The organism is Saccharopolyspora sp. 6V, from assembly GCF_020176785.1.
Taxonomy (GTDB): Bacteria; Actinomycetota; Actinomycetes; order Mycobacteriales; family Pseudonocardiaceae; genus Saccharopolyspora_C; species Saccharopolyspora_C gregorii.
Map to the genome: position 1 here is coordinate 1 of NZ_JAIUKB010000002.1, position 17,801 is coordinate 17,801.

The following is a 17,801-nucleotide window of genomic DNA, read 5'->3' on the forward strand; positions in this document are numbered from 1 at the left end:
GCGCCTTTCGCCGCGCGGGGGGGTTGCCCGCGCCCGGGGGCGGTGGCCCCCGGGGGGGGGGGGGGGTCCCGGCCCCGGTCCCCCCCCGGGCGGCGCCCCCCCCCCGGGGGGGGGGCGCCCGCGCGGGAGCCGCGTCGTCCTGTTCGGCACGGGGTCGTGCTGCTGCCGGTGGCCGCGCGGTGGGGCTGGTGCTCATCCGACGCACCCCGGCGGCGTGCGATCGCGAGTGCGGCGCTAGCTGATCTGGCATGTTCAGAATATGAACGAACCGGGCTCATTGTGCGGCGAGGCGGGCTGCTCGTCAAGGGTCGATGCGGGCGAATTCCGCGGGACTTCGGTTGGGGAGGCCGAATCGAGTTCGGGTGGGGTGCTTGACGGCGACGGAGGTCACTGCCACTCTGGATTGAACGTAACGGTCACTATGTGAACGCATCTCCCCGGTGTCGAGTCCCGGCGGAAGGACGGCGATCGCAGCCGGACCGACGAACCATCCCGTGCCGAGGAGAACCGATGTCCGAGCTCGCCGAAGCCCGCACCGCACTCGCCCGCGGCGGCATGGTCCTCGTCGTCGACGACGAGGACCGCGAGGACGAAGGCGATCTGATCATGGCCGCCGAGCACGCGACCACCGACGACGTCGCCTTCTTCCTGGAGCACACCTCCGGATTCCTGTGCGTCGCCGTCGACGAGGAGCGGTCCCGCGACCTCGGCCTCGACCTGATGGTCACCGCCAACACCGAGAGCCACGGCACCGCGTTCCTCGTCAGCGTCGACCTCAAGCACGGGACCGGCACCGGCATCAGCGCGGGGGACCGCGCCGCCACCATCCGCGCCCTCGCCGATCCGCGGACCGCGCCGCAGGACCTCGCCCGCCCCGGGCACGTGCTGCCGCTGCGGGCCAAGGCGGGCGGCGTGCGGGAACGCGCCGGGCACACCGAAGCCGGCGTGGAGCTGTGCCGCCTGGCCGGGGCGAGCGGCGCCGCGCTGCTCTGCGAGATCGTGACCCCCGACCGGCGCGACATGATGCGCCGCCCCGCGCTCGACGACTTCGCGGCGCGGCACGGCATCCCGATGGTGACGATCGCCCAGCTCGTCGAGCACGCGCGCACCTCAGGTCCGGCGATCGCGCGGACCGGGCGGGCCGAGCTCCCCACCGAGCTCGGCACCTTCCAGGCCACCACCTACCGCGGTGCGGGCGACGTCGAGCACCTCGCGCTGACGATGGGCGACCCGTTCGACGCGGGAGCGCCGCTGGTGCGGCTGCACAGCGAATGCCTCACCGGCGACCTCGCCGGATCGCTGCGCTGCGACTGCGGCAGCCAGTTCCGGATGGCGATGAGCGCCATCGCCGAGGAGGGCCGCGGCGCGCTGATCTATCTGCGCGGCCACGAAGGACGCGGCATCGGGCTCGGGCGCAAGCTGCGGGCCTACGAGCTCCAGCAGCACCGCGGGCTGGACACCGTCGAAGCGAACGTGGAGCTCGGGCTGCCCGTCGACGGCCGCGACCACGCCGACGCCGCGCGCATCCTGCACGACCTCGGCGCGGGCTCGGTGCGGCTGATGACGAACAACCCCGACAAGGTCCGGGCCCTCGCCGACCACGGCATCACCGTCGCCGAGCGGATTCCCCTCGAAGCATCGGAGAACCCGCACAACGCCGGCTACCTCGCCACCAAGCGCGCCCGCATGGGACACCTGCTGCACGCCTGATCCCGCTCCCGGCGGGCCCGCGGGAGCGGAACCTCGGGCGGTCGCCGGTGATCTCCCCGGCACACGGGGGAATTCGGCACGAAGTCCGCGGGCGAACCCGCGCGCACGTTCGGAGGAACACGGTGAAGATCGCGGAAATCCACGTCCACCAGCACGGACTTCCGGTCCGCGGCGGTGCCTACAAGATGGGCCACTCCGAAGTCCGGTTCCTGACCAGCACGCTGGTCCGGCTGGTCGCCGACAACGGGCTGGTCGGCTGGGGCGAGACCTGCCCCGTCGGGCCGCTGTACGCCGAGGCCCACGCGGCCGGTGCGGTCGCGGCGCTCCGCGAGATGGCATCGGGACTGCTCGGCGCCGACGTGCTGCCGGTCCCGCTGCACCGGCGGATGGACGGGCTGCTGCACGGGCACCGCTACGCGAAGGCGGCCGTCGACATCGCCGCGCACGACCTGCTCGGCAAGCACCTCGGCGTCAGCGTGTCCGACCTGCTCGGCGGCGCGCTCGTCGATCGGGTGCCGTCCTACGCCGCGCTCGGCGTCGGGCCGCCGGACGACACCGCCCGCCTCGCCGCGGAGAAGCGCGCCGAAGGCTACCCGCGGTTGCAGGTCAAGATCGGGGGCAGGCCGGTCGACGAGGACGTGGCCGCCGTCCGCAAGGTCGGGGAGGTGCTGCGCGGAACCGGCGTGCGGCTCGCCGTCGACGGCAACCGCAGCCTCGGCACCCGGGACGCGCTGCGGCTGAGCCGGGAGTGCGCGGACGTCCCGTTCGTGCTGGAACAGCCCTGCGACACCCTCGACGAACTCCGCACGATCCGCCCGCTGCTCGCCCACCCGCTGTACGTGGACGAGAGCAGCACCGGGCTGGACGTGGTGGTCGGCGCCGCGGGAACCGGCCTGGTCGACGGTTTCGGCGTGAAGATCACCCGGGTCGGCGGGCTGCACCCGATGCGCGCGGTGCGCGACGTCTGCGCGGCGCGGAACCTCCCGCACACCTGCGACGACTCGTGGGGCGGCGACATCATCGCCGCCGCCTGCGCCCACGTCGGCGCGACCACCCGCCCGGAACTGCTGGACGGCGTGTGGATCGCCGCCGACGGCATCGACGGGCACTACGACGACGAGCACGGCGTCCGGATCGACGCGGGCCACATCGCGGTGCCGCAAGGCCCCGGGCTCGGCGTCGAACCCGCGGACGGCCGCTTCGGCGACCCGGTCGCCTCCTGCTGAAGGACCGGTCCACGCGCAACCGGCCGCCCGGGGAGGCGAGCCGGGGAACGAACGCACGCAACAGGAAGGGTTCCGGAATGTCGCCGCAACTGAGTGGAGTTCTCACCGCCCTGCCGACCCCGTTCACCTCCGGCGGCGAAGTCGACGTGGCCGCGCTGGGCCGCGTGGTCGACCGCAGCATCGACGGCGGGGTCGACGGCCTCGTCGCCTGCGGCTCCACCGGCGAGTTCGCCGCGCTCGACGAGGACGAGCGCCGCCTGGTGGTGGAGACCGTCGTCGAGCGGGCCGCCGGGCGGGTGCCCGTCGTCGCCCAGACCGGCGCCGTCAGCACCGAGCAGGCCATCCGGCTCTCGCAGCACGCCCAGCGGTGCGGGGCCTCCGTCGTGATGCTGGTGACCCCGTACTACGAACCGCTCACCGAAGCGGAGACCGAGCAGTACCTGCGCACCGTCGCCGCCTCCGTCGACATCCCCGTGATGCTCTACAACCTGCCCGCGATCACCGGCGTCGACCTGTCCCCGGAGGTCGTCGGACGGCTGGCCCGCGAGGTCGACAACATCCGCTACATCAAGGACACCAACGCTGACATGTCCCGGCTGCGGCAGTTCGTCCACCACCACGGGGACGTGATCACCACCTTCGGCGGCTGGGACACGCTGATCCTCGCCGCGCTCACCGAGGGCGCCGCCGGTGTGGTGGCGGGCAGCGCGAACCTCGTGCCCGCCGAACTCGTCTCCGTGCACCGCGCGCTGCGGGCGGGGGAGCTCGACCGCGCCCGCGCCGAATGGGCGCGGCTGCACCCGCTGATGGACTCGCTGATGACGGTGCCGTTCATCCCCGCCGTGAAGGCCGTGCTGAACGCGGCGGGCCTGCGGGTCGGCAGCCCGCGCAGCCCGCTGCTGGACCTGCCGCCGGACACCGCGCGGCGCGTCACCGCGCAGGCCGCTGCGGCGCGCGGCGAGACCCCGGCCGGCGGCGGCGCACCGGCCGGAGGTGGCGCACCGGAGCCCGCGGCGGTCCGCCGGTCCACCGACGCGCGCCCGCTCGCCGCGGCGGCCGAACTGCCCCCGGCGCGCCACTTCATCGCGGGCGGCTACGCGGATTCCACCTCGACGCGACTGCTCGACGTCATCGATCCCTGCACCGAACAGGTCCTCTGCCACACCCCGGACGGCACCACCGAGGACGTGGATCGGGCCGTCGCCGAAGCCGTCGCGGCGCGCGGATCCTGGGCGCGGCGGGTTCCGAAGGATCGTTCCGACGTGCTGCACGCCATCGCCGGCCGGGTCGAGGCCAACGGCGATCTGCTGGCACGGCTGGAATCCGCGAACACGGGCAAACCGCTCGCAGTCGCCCACGACGACATCGCGGGCACCGTCGACACGTTCCGGTTCATGGCGGGAGCGGTGCGCTCCACCACCTCGATGTCGGCGGGGGAGTACCTCGACGACCACCTGTCGCTGGTGCTGCGCGAACCGGTCGGCGTGGTGGGCGTGGTGACGCCGTGGAACTACCCGCTGATGATGGCGGCCTGGAAGGTCGCGCCGATCCTGGCCGCGGGCAACACCTGCGTGCTCAAGCCCTCCGAGATCACACCCGTGACGACGGTGAAGTTCGCCGAACTGGTGGCGGACCTGCTACCGCCCGGGGTGCTCAACATCGTCACCGGTCGCGGCGACGTGGTCGGCGCGCGGCTCTCGTCGCACCCGGACGTGGACCTGGTGGCGCTGACCGGATCGGTGCCCAGCGGCCGCGCCGTGGCCCGCGCCGCCGCCGAGGACCTCAAGCGGGTGCACCTGGAACTCGGCGGCAAGGCGCCGGTGGTGGTGTTCGAGGACGCCGACCTGGCCGCCGTCGCGGAAACGCTGCGCACCGCGTCGTTCTGGAACTCCGGGCAGGAATGCGGTGCCGCGTGCCGCGTGCTGGTGCACGAATCGGTGGCGGCGGAGCTCGCCGAGCACCTCGTGCGCGAGGCCGCGACGCTCGTCACCGGTGAGCCGGCGGTGGACGGTGCGGAACTGGGCCCGCTGGTGTCCAAGGCGCACTTCGACCGGGTGCGCGGCTACCTGGAGCGCGCGCAGCGGGACGGGGCGCGCGCCGCGCTCGGCGGTGCGGCGCTGGACGGGCCGGGCTACTTCGTCCCGCCGACCGTGCTCGTCGACGTGCCCGAAGGTGCCGAGATCGCCCGGGAAGAGGTCTTCGGTCCCGTCGTCACGGTCGAGACGTTCCGCGACGAGGACGAGGCGATCCGGCGCGCCAACGACGTGCCCTACGGGCTGGCCGCGTCGGTGTGGACGGAGAACGCGCGGCGCTCGCACGACGTTCCCGCGCGCCTGGACGCGGGCACGGTCTGGGTGAACTCGCACCTGGCGTTGGCCAACGAGGTTCCGTGGGGCGGGTTCAAGGGATCCGGGTACGGCCGCGACCTGTCGCTCTACGCGCTGGAGGACTACTCCCGCACCAAGCACGTCATGCACAACCACGCTCGCTGACCGCCCGCCCGGCTCCGCCGATGCAAGGTCGGGCGGTGAAACCTCGGCGTTCTCCTCGCCGCGGGACCGGACGCGCCGGTGGCTCCGCCACGGCCCGGAACGCCGTCCGAACGGGAGAACGCCGAGGCGCCGCGGGCGGGGCCGATCGGGTCGCCGGTGCGGAGGGGAAGAAATCGCTCTGCTGGGGAGGAATCGGGAACCATCGTACTCGCCGGTGGGGGAATTCCCGCGCCCGGCCCGGAAATCTGCCGTGCGCGGTACCGCCACCTGGTTCAATGGCCGACGGCCGGGGCGTGGCGGATGGTCGGCGCGGCGTGCTTCGCGGCAGGAATGTGCGCGCGCCGCAACGGTTTTCGTACTTCACCTGCACCCGCGAGGAAAGCATCGTCGGCTGCCGCGGCGATTTCCCCGGGGTTCTCCCTCCGATGTGCACCGTCGACCGCCGAAAGGGTTGACTACCCCGCGCGACTCTGCCAAGTTTTCGGTCGCTGCGTTCGAAATATGAACACAGGTGGAGGTGTTGTCCTTCGAGGACGGCTCGCCGCCGCGGCCGTCCCACCGACGCTCGCGATCGCGCTTCCGAGCCGTGCCACGTCGAATCACGCCGACCGCCGGAGAGGGACAACGTTGTCCGAACCCAGGAGTGGCCGCCCGTCCTCGGGCGCGCGCAGGATCCGCGAAGAGGACTGCATCGTCGTCGACAGACCCGCGCTCATCCGCGCGCAGCTCGGCGCCGGCGTGGGCAACTTCATCGAGTGGTACGACATCGGGGTCTACGGCTACCTCGCCGTCACCCTGACCCAGGTGTTCACCGCGGGCATGGACGAACGGCTCGGGCTGCTGGTGACGCTGCTCGGGTTCGCCGTGTCGTTCCTGGTGCGACCGCTCGGCGGGATGATCCTCGGGCCGCTCGGGGACCGGATCGGCCGCCGCAAGGTCATGTTCTTCACCATCGCGCTGATGGCGGTGGCCACCACGCTGATCGGCCTGCTGCCGGGCACGGAGCAGATCGGCGCCTGGGCCGTGGTGCTGCTCTACCTGCTGCGCATCGCGCAAGGCTTCTCCACCGGTGGCGAGTACTCCGGTGCGCTGACCTACGTCGCGGAGTTCTCCCCGGACCGGACCCGCGGCTTCTGGACCTCGCTGCTCAACAGCGGTTCGCAGCTCGGCTTCGCCGCGGGCGCCGGCGTGGTCGCCGCGACATCCGGCATCACCACCCACTTCTGGGGCCAGGACGCCATGGTCAACGGGGGCTGGCGGATCCCGTTCCTGCTGGCGTTCGTCCTCGGCGCCGTCGCGCTGCTGCTGCGCAGCCGCATCGAGGAGTCGCCCAGCTTCGAGGCCGCCCAGGCGAAGACGGCGGAGCAGGCGGCCAACCCGCTGTTCACGCGGCACAAGCTGCCCGGGGTGTTCAAGTTCTACTGGCCGCAGGTCGTGGTCGGCCTCGCGCTGATCGGCGCGGACGGCGCGTCCTCGTACACGCTGACCAGCTACATGCCCACCTACCTCGAAGTCGAGGTCGGCATCGCCACCACGCACACGGCGATCGCCACCGTCGCCATCCTGCTGCTGCAAGCCGTGCTGCTGCCGGTGTTCGGGCGGATGTCGGACAAGCTGGGGCGGCGGCCGGTGTATGTGATGGCGGCCGTCGGGAACCTCGTGCTGCTGCTGCCCGCCTTCGCGCTGATGCGGGTCGGGGAGCCGTGGGCGTTGTACGTCGCGCTGGGGCTCGTGATGATCCCGTCGACGCTGTTCCTGTGCATGAACGCGGCCGTGATGGCCGAGCTGTACCCGACAGCGTCGCGGTACTGCGCCGTCGGGTTCACCCAGAACACGGCGACCTCGCTGTTCGGCGGCACCGTGCCGCTGGTCTCGCAGCTGCTGGTGGAGCTGACCGGCAACACCTACGCGCCCGCGTTCTACGTGATGTTCTTCTCCGCCATCGCGCTCGTCGCGGTGCTGTTCATGCGGGAGTCCGCGGCGCGCCCGCTGCTGGGCTCGGTCCCGGTCGTGGCCAGCGGCGCGGAGGCCCGCGAACTGGTCGAGGGCCAGGACGAGAACGAGCGCCTGGACACCTCGACGATGCTCCTGGCGCCCCTGCCGCCCGTCGAAGAGCGCACCTGAGCCGTGCCCGTTCCGCCGCCGCCGATCCGCGGCGGCGGGCCGGCGCGGCCCGGGCGTGCCGACGAGCCGGGGAGCCCTGACCGCCCGGGCGTGCTGTCGGCCCGGGCGCCTGGTCGGCCGGGCATCGTGACGGGCCCGGGCGCGCTGATTGACCGCGGCCGCCGCCGGGTAGGCGAGGGGCGTCGTCCCCGGCGCGCGGAGGTGGTCGTGTGAAGGCGTTGACCTGGCAAGGACCCCGGCAGGTCGAGGTGCGGGACGTTCCCGACCCGCGGCTGGAGGAGCCGACCGACGCGGTCGTGCGCATCACCAGCACCGCGATCTGCGGCTCGGACCTGCACCTCTACGAAGTGCTCACCCCGTTCATGACCCCCGGCGACGTCCTCGGCCACGAGCCGATGGGCGTCGTGGAGGAGGTCGGCTCGGCGGTGGACCACATCCGGCCCGGAGACCGGGTGGTGGTGCCGTTCAACATCTCCTGCGGGCACTGCTGGATGTGCTCGCGCGGCTGGTACGCGCAGTGCGAGACCACCCAGGTCCGCGACCAGGGCACCGGTGCGCCGCTGTTCGGCTACAGCGAGCTCTACGGCAGCGTTCCCGGCGGGCAGGCCGAGCTGATGCGGGTGCCGCAGGCGCAGTTCGGCCCGATCAAGGTGCCCGAGGGACCGCCGGACGTGCAGTTCCTGTACCTCTCGGACGTGCTGCCGACCGCGTGGCAGGCCGTCGAGTACGCCGACGTCCCGCCGGAGGGCAGCGTCGCGGTGTTCGGGCTCGGCCCGATCGGCCAGCTGTGCTGCCGCATCGCCGCGCACCGCGGGTTCCGCCCGATCGGCGTCGACCTGGTCCCGGAACGGCTGGACATGGCGCGGCGCCGCGGGATCGAGACCATCGACGTGTCCGAAGTGGACTCACCGGCGGACCGCATCCGGGAGCTGACCGACGGGCGCGGCACCGACTCGGTGATCGACGCCGTCGGGATGGAGGCGCACGGCTCCCCGGTCGGGGAACTCGCGCAGAAGATCGCCAGTGCGCTGCCGAGCGGGATCGGCGGGCCGATGATGGAGAAGGCCGGGGTGGACCGCCTCGCCGTCCTGCACCAGTGCATGGACGCGGTGCGCCGCGCGGGCACGATCTCGCTCAGCGGCGTCTACGGCGGCATGGCCGATCCGGTGCCGATGCTGACGCTGTTCGACAAGGGCGTGGCGGTGAAGATGGGGCAGGCGCACGTGAAGCGGTGGATCGACGACCTGATGCCGCTGGTCGGCGACGAGACCGATCCGCTCGGCGTGCACGACCTGGCGACCCACGACCTGCCGCTGGAGGACGCCCCGCACGCCTACGAGCTGTTCCAGAAGAAGCAGGACGACGCGATCAAGATCGTGCTGGAACCGTAGCCGCGGATCAGCCGAGCAGCGGCAGCAGGTGCTCCCGCGCCAGCCGCTGGGCGCGGTCCCGCTCGCCCGCCCGGATGGCGTCGGTGATCGCCGCGTGCTGGTCGACGAAGCTCGCGAACTCGGCGGGCGGCGTGGTGTCCCGGACGGACCGTTCCGCACCGTCGCGGATCGCGCGGTAGAAGTGGGTCAGGATCGGGTTGCGCGCCGCGTCGACGACGGCCCGGTGGAAGCGGGTGGACAGCTCGGTCAGGGCTTCCGCGTCGGCCCGCGCCAGCGCGTCCCGCGATTCGCCGAGGATGCCGTCCAGCCGCGCCAGGTCGTGCTCGTCGGCGCGCGTCGCGGCCAGCGCGGTCGCCTCGCCTTCGATGGCCAGCCGCACCTCCAGCACGGTGGCGAGGTCCTCGCCGCCGAGGAAGCGGCGCAGCACGGCGTCGAGCTCGGTGGTGGCGCGGACGAACGTGCCGCTGCCCTGCACGGTCTCCAGCACCCCGACGTGGACGAGCGCCTGCACCGCCTGGCGGAGGGTGATCCGGCTGACGCCGTGCTCGGCCGCGAGCTCGACCTCCTTCGGGATGCGCGATCCCACCGGCCACCGGCCGTCGGCGATGTTGTGCTGCAGGTTGCCGATCAACCGGCTCACCAGGGCGGACCTCTTGGGCGGCTCGCCGTCCGCGGTCATCGCGCGCACCTCCAGGTCCGGGCCGTCGACCCCCGGCGTTCGCCGAGATGGGGTTGCCCTTTAGCGTAGCGCGCTGAAAGGGTTGCCCTTTTCTCGTCTGGAGGAGCTGTGGTCGAAACGACGTCCTTGTTCCGGCGCGGTGCCGTGGTGGGCTGCCTGTTCGCCATGACGGCGATCGGCGCGCTGACCGCCGCGCACGGGCCGGCGATCCCCGCTTTCCGGGCCGAGCAGGGGATCGACGGGGCCACCGCCGCCGGCGGGCTCGCCGCGCAGTCGATCGGCGCCGTCGCGGGCATCCTGCTCAGCCAGGCCTTGTTGCGGCGCAGGGGGAACACCGCCGCGGTCGGCGCCTCGGCGCTGCTGGTGGCCGTCGGATCGGTCGCGATCGCGCTGGCCCCGTCGTGGCCGCTGATCCTCGCGAGCGCCGCCGTCGCCGGGCTCGGGCTCGGCGGGTGCGACGTGCTGATCACCCAGCTGCTGATCGTGGGCGCGGGCAGCCGCGGACCGGCGCTGGTCAACGTCGCGCACGCCTGCTTCGGCCTCGGCACGGCCCTGGCGCCCGCGGCGATCGCCGCGATCGGCGCGGAGCACTACCGGGTCGTGTTCGCGGGCATCGGCTCGCTCGCGCTCGTCGGGCTCGCCACCGTCCGCGGGATCTCGGCGGCACCGACCCCGCTGGAGCTGACCGCGCGGACCGCGGGCGACGCGGCACCGCGGCGGCTGGCGGGGACGGCGATCGTGCTGGGGTTCCTCGTGCTCTACGTGACCCACTTCGGCGTCCAGTCCGGCATCGGCAGCTGGGAGCCGACCGTCCTCGCCGAGCAGGGGTACGGCGCCGCGGCGGCGTCGCTGGCGACCTCCGGGTTCTGGCTCGCCATGGTCGGTGGGCGCTTCGCCGCCGCGTCGCTGAGCCGCCGGGTCCCGCTGCCGGCGCTGGTCGTGGCGAGCTGCGCGGGGATGGTGGCCGCGGCGGCGGTCGCCCTGCACGGACCGGCCACGGCCTGGGCCTACCTGCTCGCCGGGTTCTGCATCGGCCCGATCTTCCCGAACGGCCTGACCTGGCTGGCGGCGTCCGGGCACGCGCACGGCGGCAGGTTCGCCGCGGTGATCGCGGCCTCGATGATCGGCATGGCGCTCGCCCCGACCGGGCTCGGAGCCGTGATCGGCCGGTGGGGCACGCAGGCCGTGGCGCCGTCCGTCCTCGCCATTGCCGCGCTCGCGCTGCTGGCCGGCGGGTTCGTCACCGTCCTGACCCGCGCGGGCGCCCGACCCGAGGACGGCGGTAGCGCGGGCGGACGCGGTGGTGCGGTGCCGCGGAGCACCACCTCGGCCTGAACACCCGTCCGCGCGGGGCGGGACGTGCTGCCGCGCGAGGACCCCGAGCACCCGCCCGCACCGGGGCGCAAAAGTCGCAAAGAACGTTGAGCGCGGTGGTGGGCGGACCTAGCTTCGCGGTGGTCGTCCCGCACGAGGACCGGCCGGGAAGGAGCAGTGCCGATGCGTTCGCACCACCCCGCCCGTCAGTCGACGTCCACCCGCGCCGCCGCGGGAGGCACCGTCGTCGCCGCTCACGAATCCAGCTGCGCGGCCGGGCTGGACGTGCTGGAGCAGGGCGGCAACGCCGTCGACGCCGCGGTGGCGGCCGCTCTCGTCGCGGGGGTCGTCGAACCGACCGAGACGACCCTCGGCGGCTGCGGATTCCTGCTGCACCAGCCACCGTCCGGCGACGCCTGGTCGGTGGAGTTCGGGCCGAAGGCGCCGCTGCGCGCGCCCAGCACCTTGTTCGAGCTCGACCCGGACGCGGCGGCCGCGCCCGTCCTCGGCCTGGCACCGGTGGCGGGCAACGCGAACTTCGACGGCCCGCTCGCGTCCGGGGTGCCGCGGACCCTGCTGGGCCTGCTGGTGGCGCAGCAGCGGTTCGGCGTGCTGAGCAGGGACGCCGTGTGCGCACCCGCGGTGCGGGCGGCGCACGAGGGGTTCCCCGCCGACACCTGGTTCATCGGCGGCGCGCTGGCCGACGTGGACCGGCTCCGCGCGGACGAGCAGGCTCGCCGCACCTTCCTCGACGACCGGCTGCTCCCGATCGGTGCCCGGACGGCCACCGCCTACGGCGTCACCTTCGGCCCCCGGCCGCGGGTCACCCAGCCGGTGCTGGGGGAGTTGCTGGAGCGGGTCGCGGCGCTCGGCCCGGCCGCGCTCGTCGACGGCGAGGTCGCCCGGCAGCTCGTGGACACCTCCGCCGAACGAGGCGGGCTGCTCTCCGCCGCGGACCTGCGGGACGCGGCCCCGGAGATCCGGCGGCCGCTGGTGCTGCGCTACCGCGACGTGGACGTGGCCGTCCCCACCGCGCCCGGCGGCGGGTGGACCGAGCTGCAGGCGCTGGCGATCTGGCAGGCGCTGCACCCCGACCCGGCCCCGCCCACCGCGGGGCCCGAGCGGCTGCGGGAACTGGCGCTGGTGCTGCGGCACGCCTTCGCCGACCGCTACCACTGGTTCGGCGACCCGCGGGTCGTCCCGGTGCCGCTCGGCGGAACGCTCGACCCGGGCTACGTCGCCGACCTCGCCGAGCGGGTCCGCCGCGGCGAGGACGTCCCGGGATGGCGCGACGGGGCGCCGTGGCTCACCTTCGCGTCCCGCGCCGCGCACGACCCGTGGCCGTTCGACCCGGGCAGCGGCGACGCCCCGATCTGGCGGCCCGGCGGCGGCTCCACCCCGGGGAGCGGGACCACGCACATCTCGGCCGTGGACGCGGCGGGCGGTGCCGTCGCGATCACGCACACGGCGGCGAACCACTTCGGCAGCGGCGTGCTGTGCCCGCGGACCGGGCTGCTGTTCGACTCGGCGATGGCCTGGTTCAACGCGGCTCCCGGCGCGGCCAACAGCATCAGCCCCGGCGCCCGGCCGCTGGCGAACATGGGGCCCGCGCTGATCAGCAGGGGCGGCGAGGCGGTGGCGGCGCTCGGCGCGTCCGGCGGCCGCCGGATCATCAGCGCCGTCGTGCAGCTCGTCCTCGGCCTGGTCGACGGCGGGCTGGCACCGGCCGAGGCGCTCGCCGCGCCCCGCATCGAAGCCAGCGGGCGGGAACTGCTCGTCGACGAAGCACTCACCGGCCTCGGTGCCGACCTCGCCGCGTTCGACCCGGTCCCGGTGCCCGCGTCCAACGAGCCGTTCGCGATGGACTTCGCCCGCCCGAACATCGCCGGGTTCGACGCGGCGGGCCTGCCCGCGTCGGCGATCGCCACCCTCCACCACAACGACTGAGCGCGGGACGGAACATGGACATCGAAGTGGAGCGCCCCACCGCGCCCGTCTCGGGGGTGAAGGCGTTCTTCGTCGCGGGGCTGGGGACCGCGCTGGAGTACTACGACTTCCTCATCTACGGGCTCGCCGCGGGCCTCGTGTTCAACCACGTCTTCTTCCCCGCGCAGGACCCGCTGCTGGGCACCCTGTACGCCTTCGCCGCGTTCGGCACCGGGTTCTTCGCCCGCCCGCTCGGCGGCGTGGTGATCGGCCACTTCGGGGACCGCGTCGGCAGGCGGAAGATGCTGGTGCTGACGCTGGTCACGATGGGGCTCGCCACCCTCGGCGTCGGTCTGCTGCCGACCTACGAGCAGGTGGGCCCGCTGGCCCCCGCGCTGCTCGTCGCGCTCCGGCTCGTGCAGGGCTTCGCGGCCGGCGGCGAGTGGGGCGGGGCCGCGCTGTTCGGGATGGAGAACGCCCCGGCGAACCGGCGCGGGCTGTGGGGCAGCTTCACCAGCACCGGCATCGGCCTCGGCACGCTGCTCGGCACGGGGGTGTTCGCGCTCGTCAGCATCGGGTTCGACGGGGACCTGACCGGCTTCGCGTGGCGGATCCCGTTCCTGCTCGTGGGCACGCTGCTGCTCATCGGGCTGATCGCCCGGCTCGGCATGCCCGCGGAGGGCGGCGACGACGAACCGGCGGAGGTGCCGCTGGTCGAAGCTGTGCGGCACCGGCCGCGGGCGGTGCTGCTCGGGCTCGGGGTGAGCTACGGGTACAACACGATCGCCTACATCGGCTTCACGTTCTTCCTGTCCTACCTGACCGGGCTCGGCTACGGGGCCACCGAATCGCTGCTCGGCCAGCTCGCCTACAGCGCGGTGCTGTTCGGTTCCGCGCCCGCGTTCGCGCTGCTGTCCGACCGCATCGGGCGGCGGCCGACGATGGTGCTCGGCGGGGTGTCGACGAGCCTGTTCCTGTTCGCGTACTTCCCGATGGTGGGCGCGCTGGACGTGGTGCTCGCGGTGGTCGCGTTCGCGGTGACCGGGTTGCTCACCGGCATCACGCAGGGGCCGATTCGCGCGTTCCTCGGCGAGCAGTTCCCGGCGCGGATGCGCTACAGCGGGATGTCGGTGTCCTACCAGCTCGGCGCGGCGCTCGGCGGCGGGACCGCGTCGTTCATCGCGACCGGGCTGCTGGTGCTCACCGGCCACGACCCGATGTCGGTGGCGGTCTACGGTTCGTTCGCCATGCTGGTCCTCGTCGCCTGCTCGCTCGGGCTCGACGAGACCGCGTTCCGGACCGCGGAGCGGATCGACGAAGGATAGGGGGGAGCGGATGAGCACCGGCGGACCCACCCTGTCCGAAGTGGCCCGGCGCGCCGGGGTGTCGGTGTCCACCGCGTCCCAGGTCTACACGGGACGGCGGCCGGTCGCGAAGGCCACCCGGCGGAAGGTGCTGGAGGCCGCCGCGGAGCTCGGTTTCCGGCCGGGGCACGGGGTTCCGGCCGTCGGCATCGTCATCCGGCCTTCCGAGGCGGTGACCGGTTTCGCGTTCGGCACCGCCACCTTCTCCAACCTGGCGGGCGCCGTCGCGGTGTCCTGCTTGAACCGCGGCTGGTCGGTGTTCACCGCGCGCGGCGCCGCCGACGTGCTCGGGCAGGTGCCGCGGCTCGACGGGTGCGTGGTGCTGTACCCGGACGCGCGGGACGAGGCGCTGCGAGCGCTGACCCGGCGCGGCGTCCCCACCGTGTCCCTCGATCCGGACCCGGGTGCCGGGGCGTTCCGCTGGTGGCTGGGTGCGGACTACCGGTTGGCGGTGGGGCGGCTCCTGGAGCACCTCGTCGCGGGCGGGGCGCGCAGCACCGCGGTCCTGGTCGGGCAGACGGACAACGCCTACCGCCGGTCGCTGCTGTGGACGTACTCGGCGGCGGTCACCCGGCGCGGACAGGCCCCGGTCCAGCGGGTCGCCGACAACTCCGAGGGTCCGCTGTCGGCGACCGCGATCACGGCGGACCTGCTCGCCCGCCCGGACCCGCCGGACGCGATCGTCACCTCGTCGAGCGTGTTCGCCGCCGGAGCGCTCGCCGCTGCGCAGGACCTCGGCGTCGACGTCCCGGGCCGGCTCATGATCGCCACCGCCACCGACGGGCCGGTGGCGGAACTGTCCACGCCCTCGATCACCGGGCTGCGCATCGACGTGACGGCCGCGGCGAACCGGCTCGTCGACCTGCTCGCCGAGCGGATGACCACCGACGCCGACCTCCCGAGCCCCGACCGGTTGCCCCTCGACCTCATCGTGCGCGACTCGACGCGGCGGTGACGCTTCACCAGTGCGGGAGGTCCTTGCCGATCGCGTCCCGCTGGTCCTCCACCCAGGAGGCGGCGACGAGGCCTTCGGCGAACAGCTGCACCGCGACGTGGTCGGCCGTCCGCCGATCCGGCAGCGAATCCGCGAACACCCGCCCGGCACCGCCGTCCTCGCGCGCGTACAACACCCTGAACATGCCTGCTCCTGATCGTCCGGTTCACCGCTGGCGGTCGTGGCCGCGCCGTTCGTGCGCACCCGGGCCCTGCTGCGGCGCGTCCACGGCCTCGGCAGGGGAGCGCGGGGTCCGGCCTCCGAAGAGCAGTACCGCGAGGGCTGCGGCGGCCAGGGCCGCGGACAGGCCCGCGAAGCCGGTGGCGAAGGTGGCGGCGCCCGCGGCGACGCCGAGCAGCAGCGAACCGAGCCCCGTCCCCGAGTCGAAGCCGATGTTCCACGCCACCGACGTCGTGTGCCGGTTCGCCGTCCCGGCCCGGTCGAACGCCTGCACCAGGGTGACGCTCTGCAACCCGTCGTAGGCGACGCCGAGCAGCAGCATCCCGGCGAGCAGGGTGGTGGTGCCGGGGGCGGGCCCGACGGCCAGCGTGATCAGCAGCAGCCCGACGGACCCGCTCACCGCCAGCGCGAAGTTGATCGGGCGCGGCGGGAACCGGTCCACGAGCATCCCGCAGCCCCAGCGCGCGACCGCGGCGGTCGCGGTGGTGGCGAGCAGGGCGGCGGTGGCCAGCGCGGGCGTCGGGGTGAACTGCGGGGCGAAGGTGAGCACGGCACCGCCGCTGGAGGTGACCAGCAGCAGCAGGACCAGCGGGAGCGCGATGCGCCGCAGCACCGCGGCCGCGGGCTCGTCGCGCTCACCGGACCGGGCGGGTTCGTCGACGCGCGCCGCGACCGCACGCCCCAGCCCGCGCGTCCACGGCAGCGCCAGCACGGGCAGCGCACCGCAGGCGAGGACCGCGGGCAGGCCGATCGCGCTGACCAGCCAGGGAGCGGCCGGCGTCAGCAGCACCTGCGGAACGGCGATCGCCAGCCCGTACAACCCGATCGCCGCCCCCTGCTTCCCGCGCGGGGCCAGCACGGCCACGGCCGTGGACCCGCACACGGTGAGGATGCCGAACCCGAGCCCGCGCAGCGCGGTGGTGCCCAGCACCGCGGGCAGCTGATCGCTCAGCGCCTGCAGCGGCGCGGGCAGCCCGAGCAGGAGCGCGCCGAGCGCGAGCGTCCACGTCCAGCCGATCCGCCGCAGCACCGCCCGGACGCAGAGCTGGGCGAGCACCGTCGCCGCCATCAGCACCGCGGTGACCAGCCCGGAACCGAACTCGTCCGCCCCGCCGCGCAGCGCCCACACCGGCGACACCGGCACCAGCAGGGCGAACCCGGCGAAGCAGCAGAGCACCACCAGCAGCAGGTGCGGCATGGCGGGATCGCTCAGGACGGAACGTTCGGCGCGTGACGACATGGAACTTCGCTGGTCCTCGGAATCGGCGACGACCTCCGGGCGGAGACCGTCCCCGCATTGCACCACGCGAGGCGGACCCGGGACTCCACCGTGAGATGTTCATCCCCGCGGCAGCGGAACCCCGGCTCGCCGCGCCCACGGTGCGAGTCGGACGAGGGCGTCGGGGTGGAGTTCGACGCCGTTGCGGAGCTGGTCGGCGCGGGAGGCCAGCGCCCGCTCGCCGGGCAGGCGCGGTGGCCTGCCGTCGCGGCCCGGGTCGGCGCGGACGGTGCTGACGAGGTGGTCGACCTCGTCGAGGAACTCGGTGCTGCCCGCGAACTTGGCGGGGTCGATGACCTGCAGGAACACGCCCTGCCCGAACCGGTGCGGGCGGGATCGCCTGCCGTAGCCGGTCAGGGCCAGCGACAGCGCCTCCGACATGAGCCCGAAACCGAAGCCCTTGTAACCGAACTCGGCCTGGCCCAGTGATTGGATGGTGCCCTTCGGTTCGCCGGTGAGCACCGCCGGATCATCGGTCGGCACACCCGCCGCGTCGAGCAACCACTCGCCGGGCAACCGTTCCCCGCGGGCCGCGTAGTCGTCGAACAGGGCGTTGCTGCCGACCGAGGTGCACTGGTCGATCAGCAGCGGCGCGCCGCGGGTGGGGATGCCCATCGCGATCGGATTGGTGGTGATCACGGGGTTGGTGCCGCCGGGAGCGGCGACCGAGGCGACTCCGGGGTCGGTGGCGGTGAGCTGCACCAGCAGCCCGCGTTCGGTGAACGGCGGCAGGTAGCTCTGCAGGCAGCCGATGTGCGAGCAGTCCGCGATGGTGATCGTCGAGGTGGCGCGCTCGCGGACGTCGTCGAGCAGCAGCGCGGTCGCCTCGCCCAGCACCCACGCCCCGGGCAGCCGGTGCGCGCGCCAGGCCGCCGCGCCCGGTTCCCGGTGCACCACCTCGATCTCCCCGGAGGTGCGGATGTGCCCGCCGCTGATCCGCTCCAGGTAGTTGCTGAGGAACCACAGGCCGTGCGTCCGGTGCCCGAGCAGGTCGGCGTCGAGCAGCCGCTCGGTCATCGCGGCGGCCTGCGCCGCGTCCGCCCCGACGTGCCGCAGCAGCGCGGTGGTGAACTCGGTCAGGTCGGCGTGCGGGTAGCGCATGGTGCTGCCTCCCGATCTCGG

General features: G+C 73.8%; 13 protein-coding genes. 9 read left to right on the forward strand and 4 right to left on the reverse strand.

What is annotated here, in order from left to right:
* Positions 1–510: 510 nt before the first annotated feature.
* The 5 genes from ribA (at position 511) to LCD35_RS00535 (ending at position 8,943) form a co-directional block, all read left to right on the forward strand.
* Entirely contained in the window at positions 511–1,710 is a 1,200-nt protein-coding gene (gene ribA, locus LCD35_RS00515) for a GTP cyclohydrolase II (RefSeq protein ID WP_224956277.1), read from the forward strand.
* A 122-nt stretch (positions 1,711–1,832) separates the two neighbouring features.
* Complete coding sequence (locus tag LCD35_RS00520) at positions 1,833–2,936, forward strand: mandelate racemase/muconate lactonizing enzyme family protein (RefSeq protein ID WP_224956278.1); 1,104 nt, start codon at positions 1,833–1,835, stop codon at positions 2,934–2,936.
* Positions 2,937–3,013: 77 nt separating this feature from the next.
* Positions 3,014–5,428 (forward strand): 4-hydroxy-tetrahydrodipicolinate synthase, encoded by a 2,415-nt coding sequence (gene dapA / locus LCD35_RS00525; RefSeq protein ID WP_224956279.1) that lies wholly within the window; start codon positions 3,014–3,016, stop codon positions 5,426–5,428.
* 627 nt (positions 5,429–6,055) lie between these two features.
* The gene (locus LCD35_RS00530; protein WP_224956280.1) at positions 6,056–7,552 is read left to right on the forward strand and encodes an MFS transporter; all 1,497 of its coding nucleotides are present in this window, start codon (positions 6,056–6,058) and stop codon (positions 7,550–7,552) included.
* 209 nt (positions 7,553–7,761) lie between these two features.
* Positions 7,762–8,943: a zinc-dependent alcohol dehydrogenase gene (locus tag LCD35_RS00535; protein WP_224977718.1), complete on the forward strand. Its 1,182-nt coding sequence runs from the start codon at positions 7,762–7,764 to the stop codon at positions 8,941–8,943.
* Between the two features lie 7 nt (positions 8,944–8,950).
* On the opposite strand, the gene LCD35_RS00540 is transcribed toward LCD35_RS00535, so the two are convergent.
* Positions 8,951–9,622, reverse strand: coding sequence for a FadR/GntR family transcriptional regulator (locus LCD35_RS00540; RefSeq protein ID WP_224956282.1), 672 nt, complete (start codon positions 9,620–9,622; stop codon positions 8,951–8,953).
* Positions 9,623–9,730: 108 nt separating this feature from the next.
* Here LCD35_RS00540 and LCD35_RS00545 point away from each other — a divergent pair, with 108 nt between their 5' ends.
* From LCD35_RS00545 to LCD35_RS00560, 4 genes are all read left to right on the forward strand, one after another.
* A complete protein-coding gene (locus tag LCD35_RS00545) occupies positions 9,731–10,957 on the forward strand; it encodes a sugar MFS transporter (RefSeq protein ID WP_224965838.1) in 1,227 nt (408 codons plus the stop codon).
* A 162-nt stretch (positions 10,958–11,119) separates the two neighbouring features.
* Positions 11,120–12,883 (forward strand): gamma-glutamyltransferase, encoded by a 1,764-nt coding sequence (locus tag LCD35_RS00550; protein WP_225043546.1) that lies wholly within the window; start codon positions 11,120–11,122, stop codon positions 12,881–12,883.
* A gap of 14 nt (positions 12,884–12,897) precedes the next feature.
* Positions 12,898–14,187 (forward strand): MFS transporter, encoded by a 1,290-nt coding sequence (locus LCD35_RS00555; RefSeq protein WP_225043547.1) that lies wholly within the window; start codon positions 12,898–12,900, stop codon positions 14,185–14,187.
* A 10-nt stretch (positions 14,188–14,197) separates the two neighbouring features.
* On the forward strand, positions 14,198–15,181 hold the full coding sequence (locus tag LCD35_RS00560) for a LacI family DNA-binding transcriptional regulator (RefSeq protein ID WP_225043548.1): 984 nt from the start codon (positions 14,198–14,200) through the stop codon (positions 15,179–15,181).
* Positions 15,182–15,185: 4 nt separating this feature from the next.
* On the opposite strand, the gene LCD35_RS00565 is transcribed toward LCD35_RS00560, so the two are convergent.
* The 3 genes from LCD35_RS00565 to LCD35_RS00575 form a co-directional block, all read right to left on the reverse strand.
* Positions 15,186–15,365 (reverse strand): hypothetical protein, encoded by a 180-nt coding sequence (locus LCD35_RS00565; RefSeq protein ID WP_224956287.1) that lies wholly within the window; start codon positions 15,363–15,365, stop codon positions 15,186–15,188.
* 21 nt (positions 15,366–15,386) lie between these two features.
* The gene (locus LCD35_RS00570) at positions 15,387–16,598 is read right to left on the reverse strand and encodes an MFS transporter (RefSeq protein ID WP_225043549.1); all 1,212 of its coding nucleotides are present in this window, start codon (positions 16,596–16,598) and stop codon (positions 15,387–15,389) included.
* Between the two features lie 141 nt (positions 16,599–16,739).
* Positions 16,740–17,780 carry an Ldh family oxidoreductase gene (locus LCD35_RS00575; RefSeq protein WP_225043550.1) on the reverse strand — a complete coding sequence of 347 codons (1,041 nt, stop codon included), beginning with the start codon at positions 17,778–17,780 and terminating at the stop codon, positions 16,740–16,742.
* Positions 17,781–17,801 lie beyond the last annotated feature (21 nt).

Excerpts from the sequence above, each read along its gene's own strand:
- LCD35_RS00550 (WP_225043546.1), top strand. The coding sequence starts at position 11,120 with ATGCGTTCGCACCACCCCGCCCGTCAGTCGACGTCCACCCGCGCCGCC.
- LCD35_RS00555 (WP_225043547.1), top strand. The coding sequence starts at position 12,898 with ATGGACATCGAAGTGGAGCGCCCCACCGCGCCCGTCTCGGGGGTGAAG.
- dapA (WP_224956279.1), top strand. The coding sequence starts at position 3,014 with ATGTCGCCGCAACTGAGTGGAGTTCTCACCGCCCTGCCGACCCCGTTC.
- LCD35_RS00540 (WP_224956282.1), bottom strand. The coding sequence starts at position 9,622 with ATGACCGCGGACGGCGAGCCGCCCAAGAGGTCCGCCCTGGTGAGCCGG.
- LCD35_RS00575 (WP_225043550.1), bottom strand. The coding sequence starts at position 17,780 with ATGCGCTACCCGCACGCCGACCTGACCGAGTTCACCACCGCGCTGCTG.
- LCD35_RS00570 (WP_225043549.1), bottom strand. The coding sequence starts at position 16,598 with ATGCCGCACCTGCTGCTGGTGGTGCTCTGCTGCTTCGCCGGGTTCGCC.
- LCD35_RS00565 (WP_224956287.1), bottom strand. The coding sequence starts at position 15,365 with ATGTTCAGGGTGTTGTACGCGCGCGAGGACGGCGGTGCCGGGCGGGTG.
- ribA (WP_224956277.1), top strand. The coding sequence starts at position 511 with ATGTCCGAGCTCGCCGAAGCCCGCACCGCACTCGCCCGCGGCGGCATG.
- LCD35_RS00560 (WP_225043548.1), top strand. The coding sequence starts at position 14,198 with ATGAGCACCGGCGGACCCACCCTGTCCGAAGTGGCCCGGCGCGCCGGG.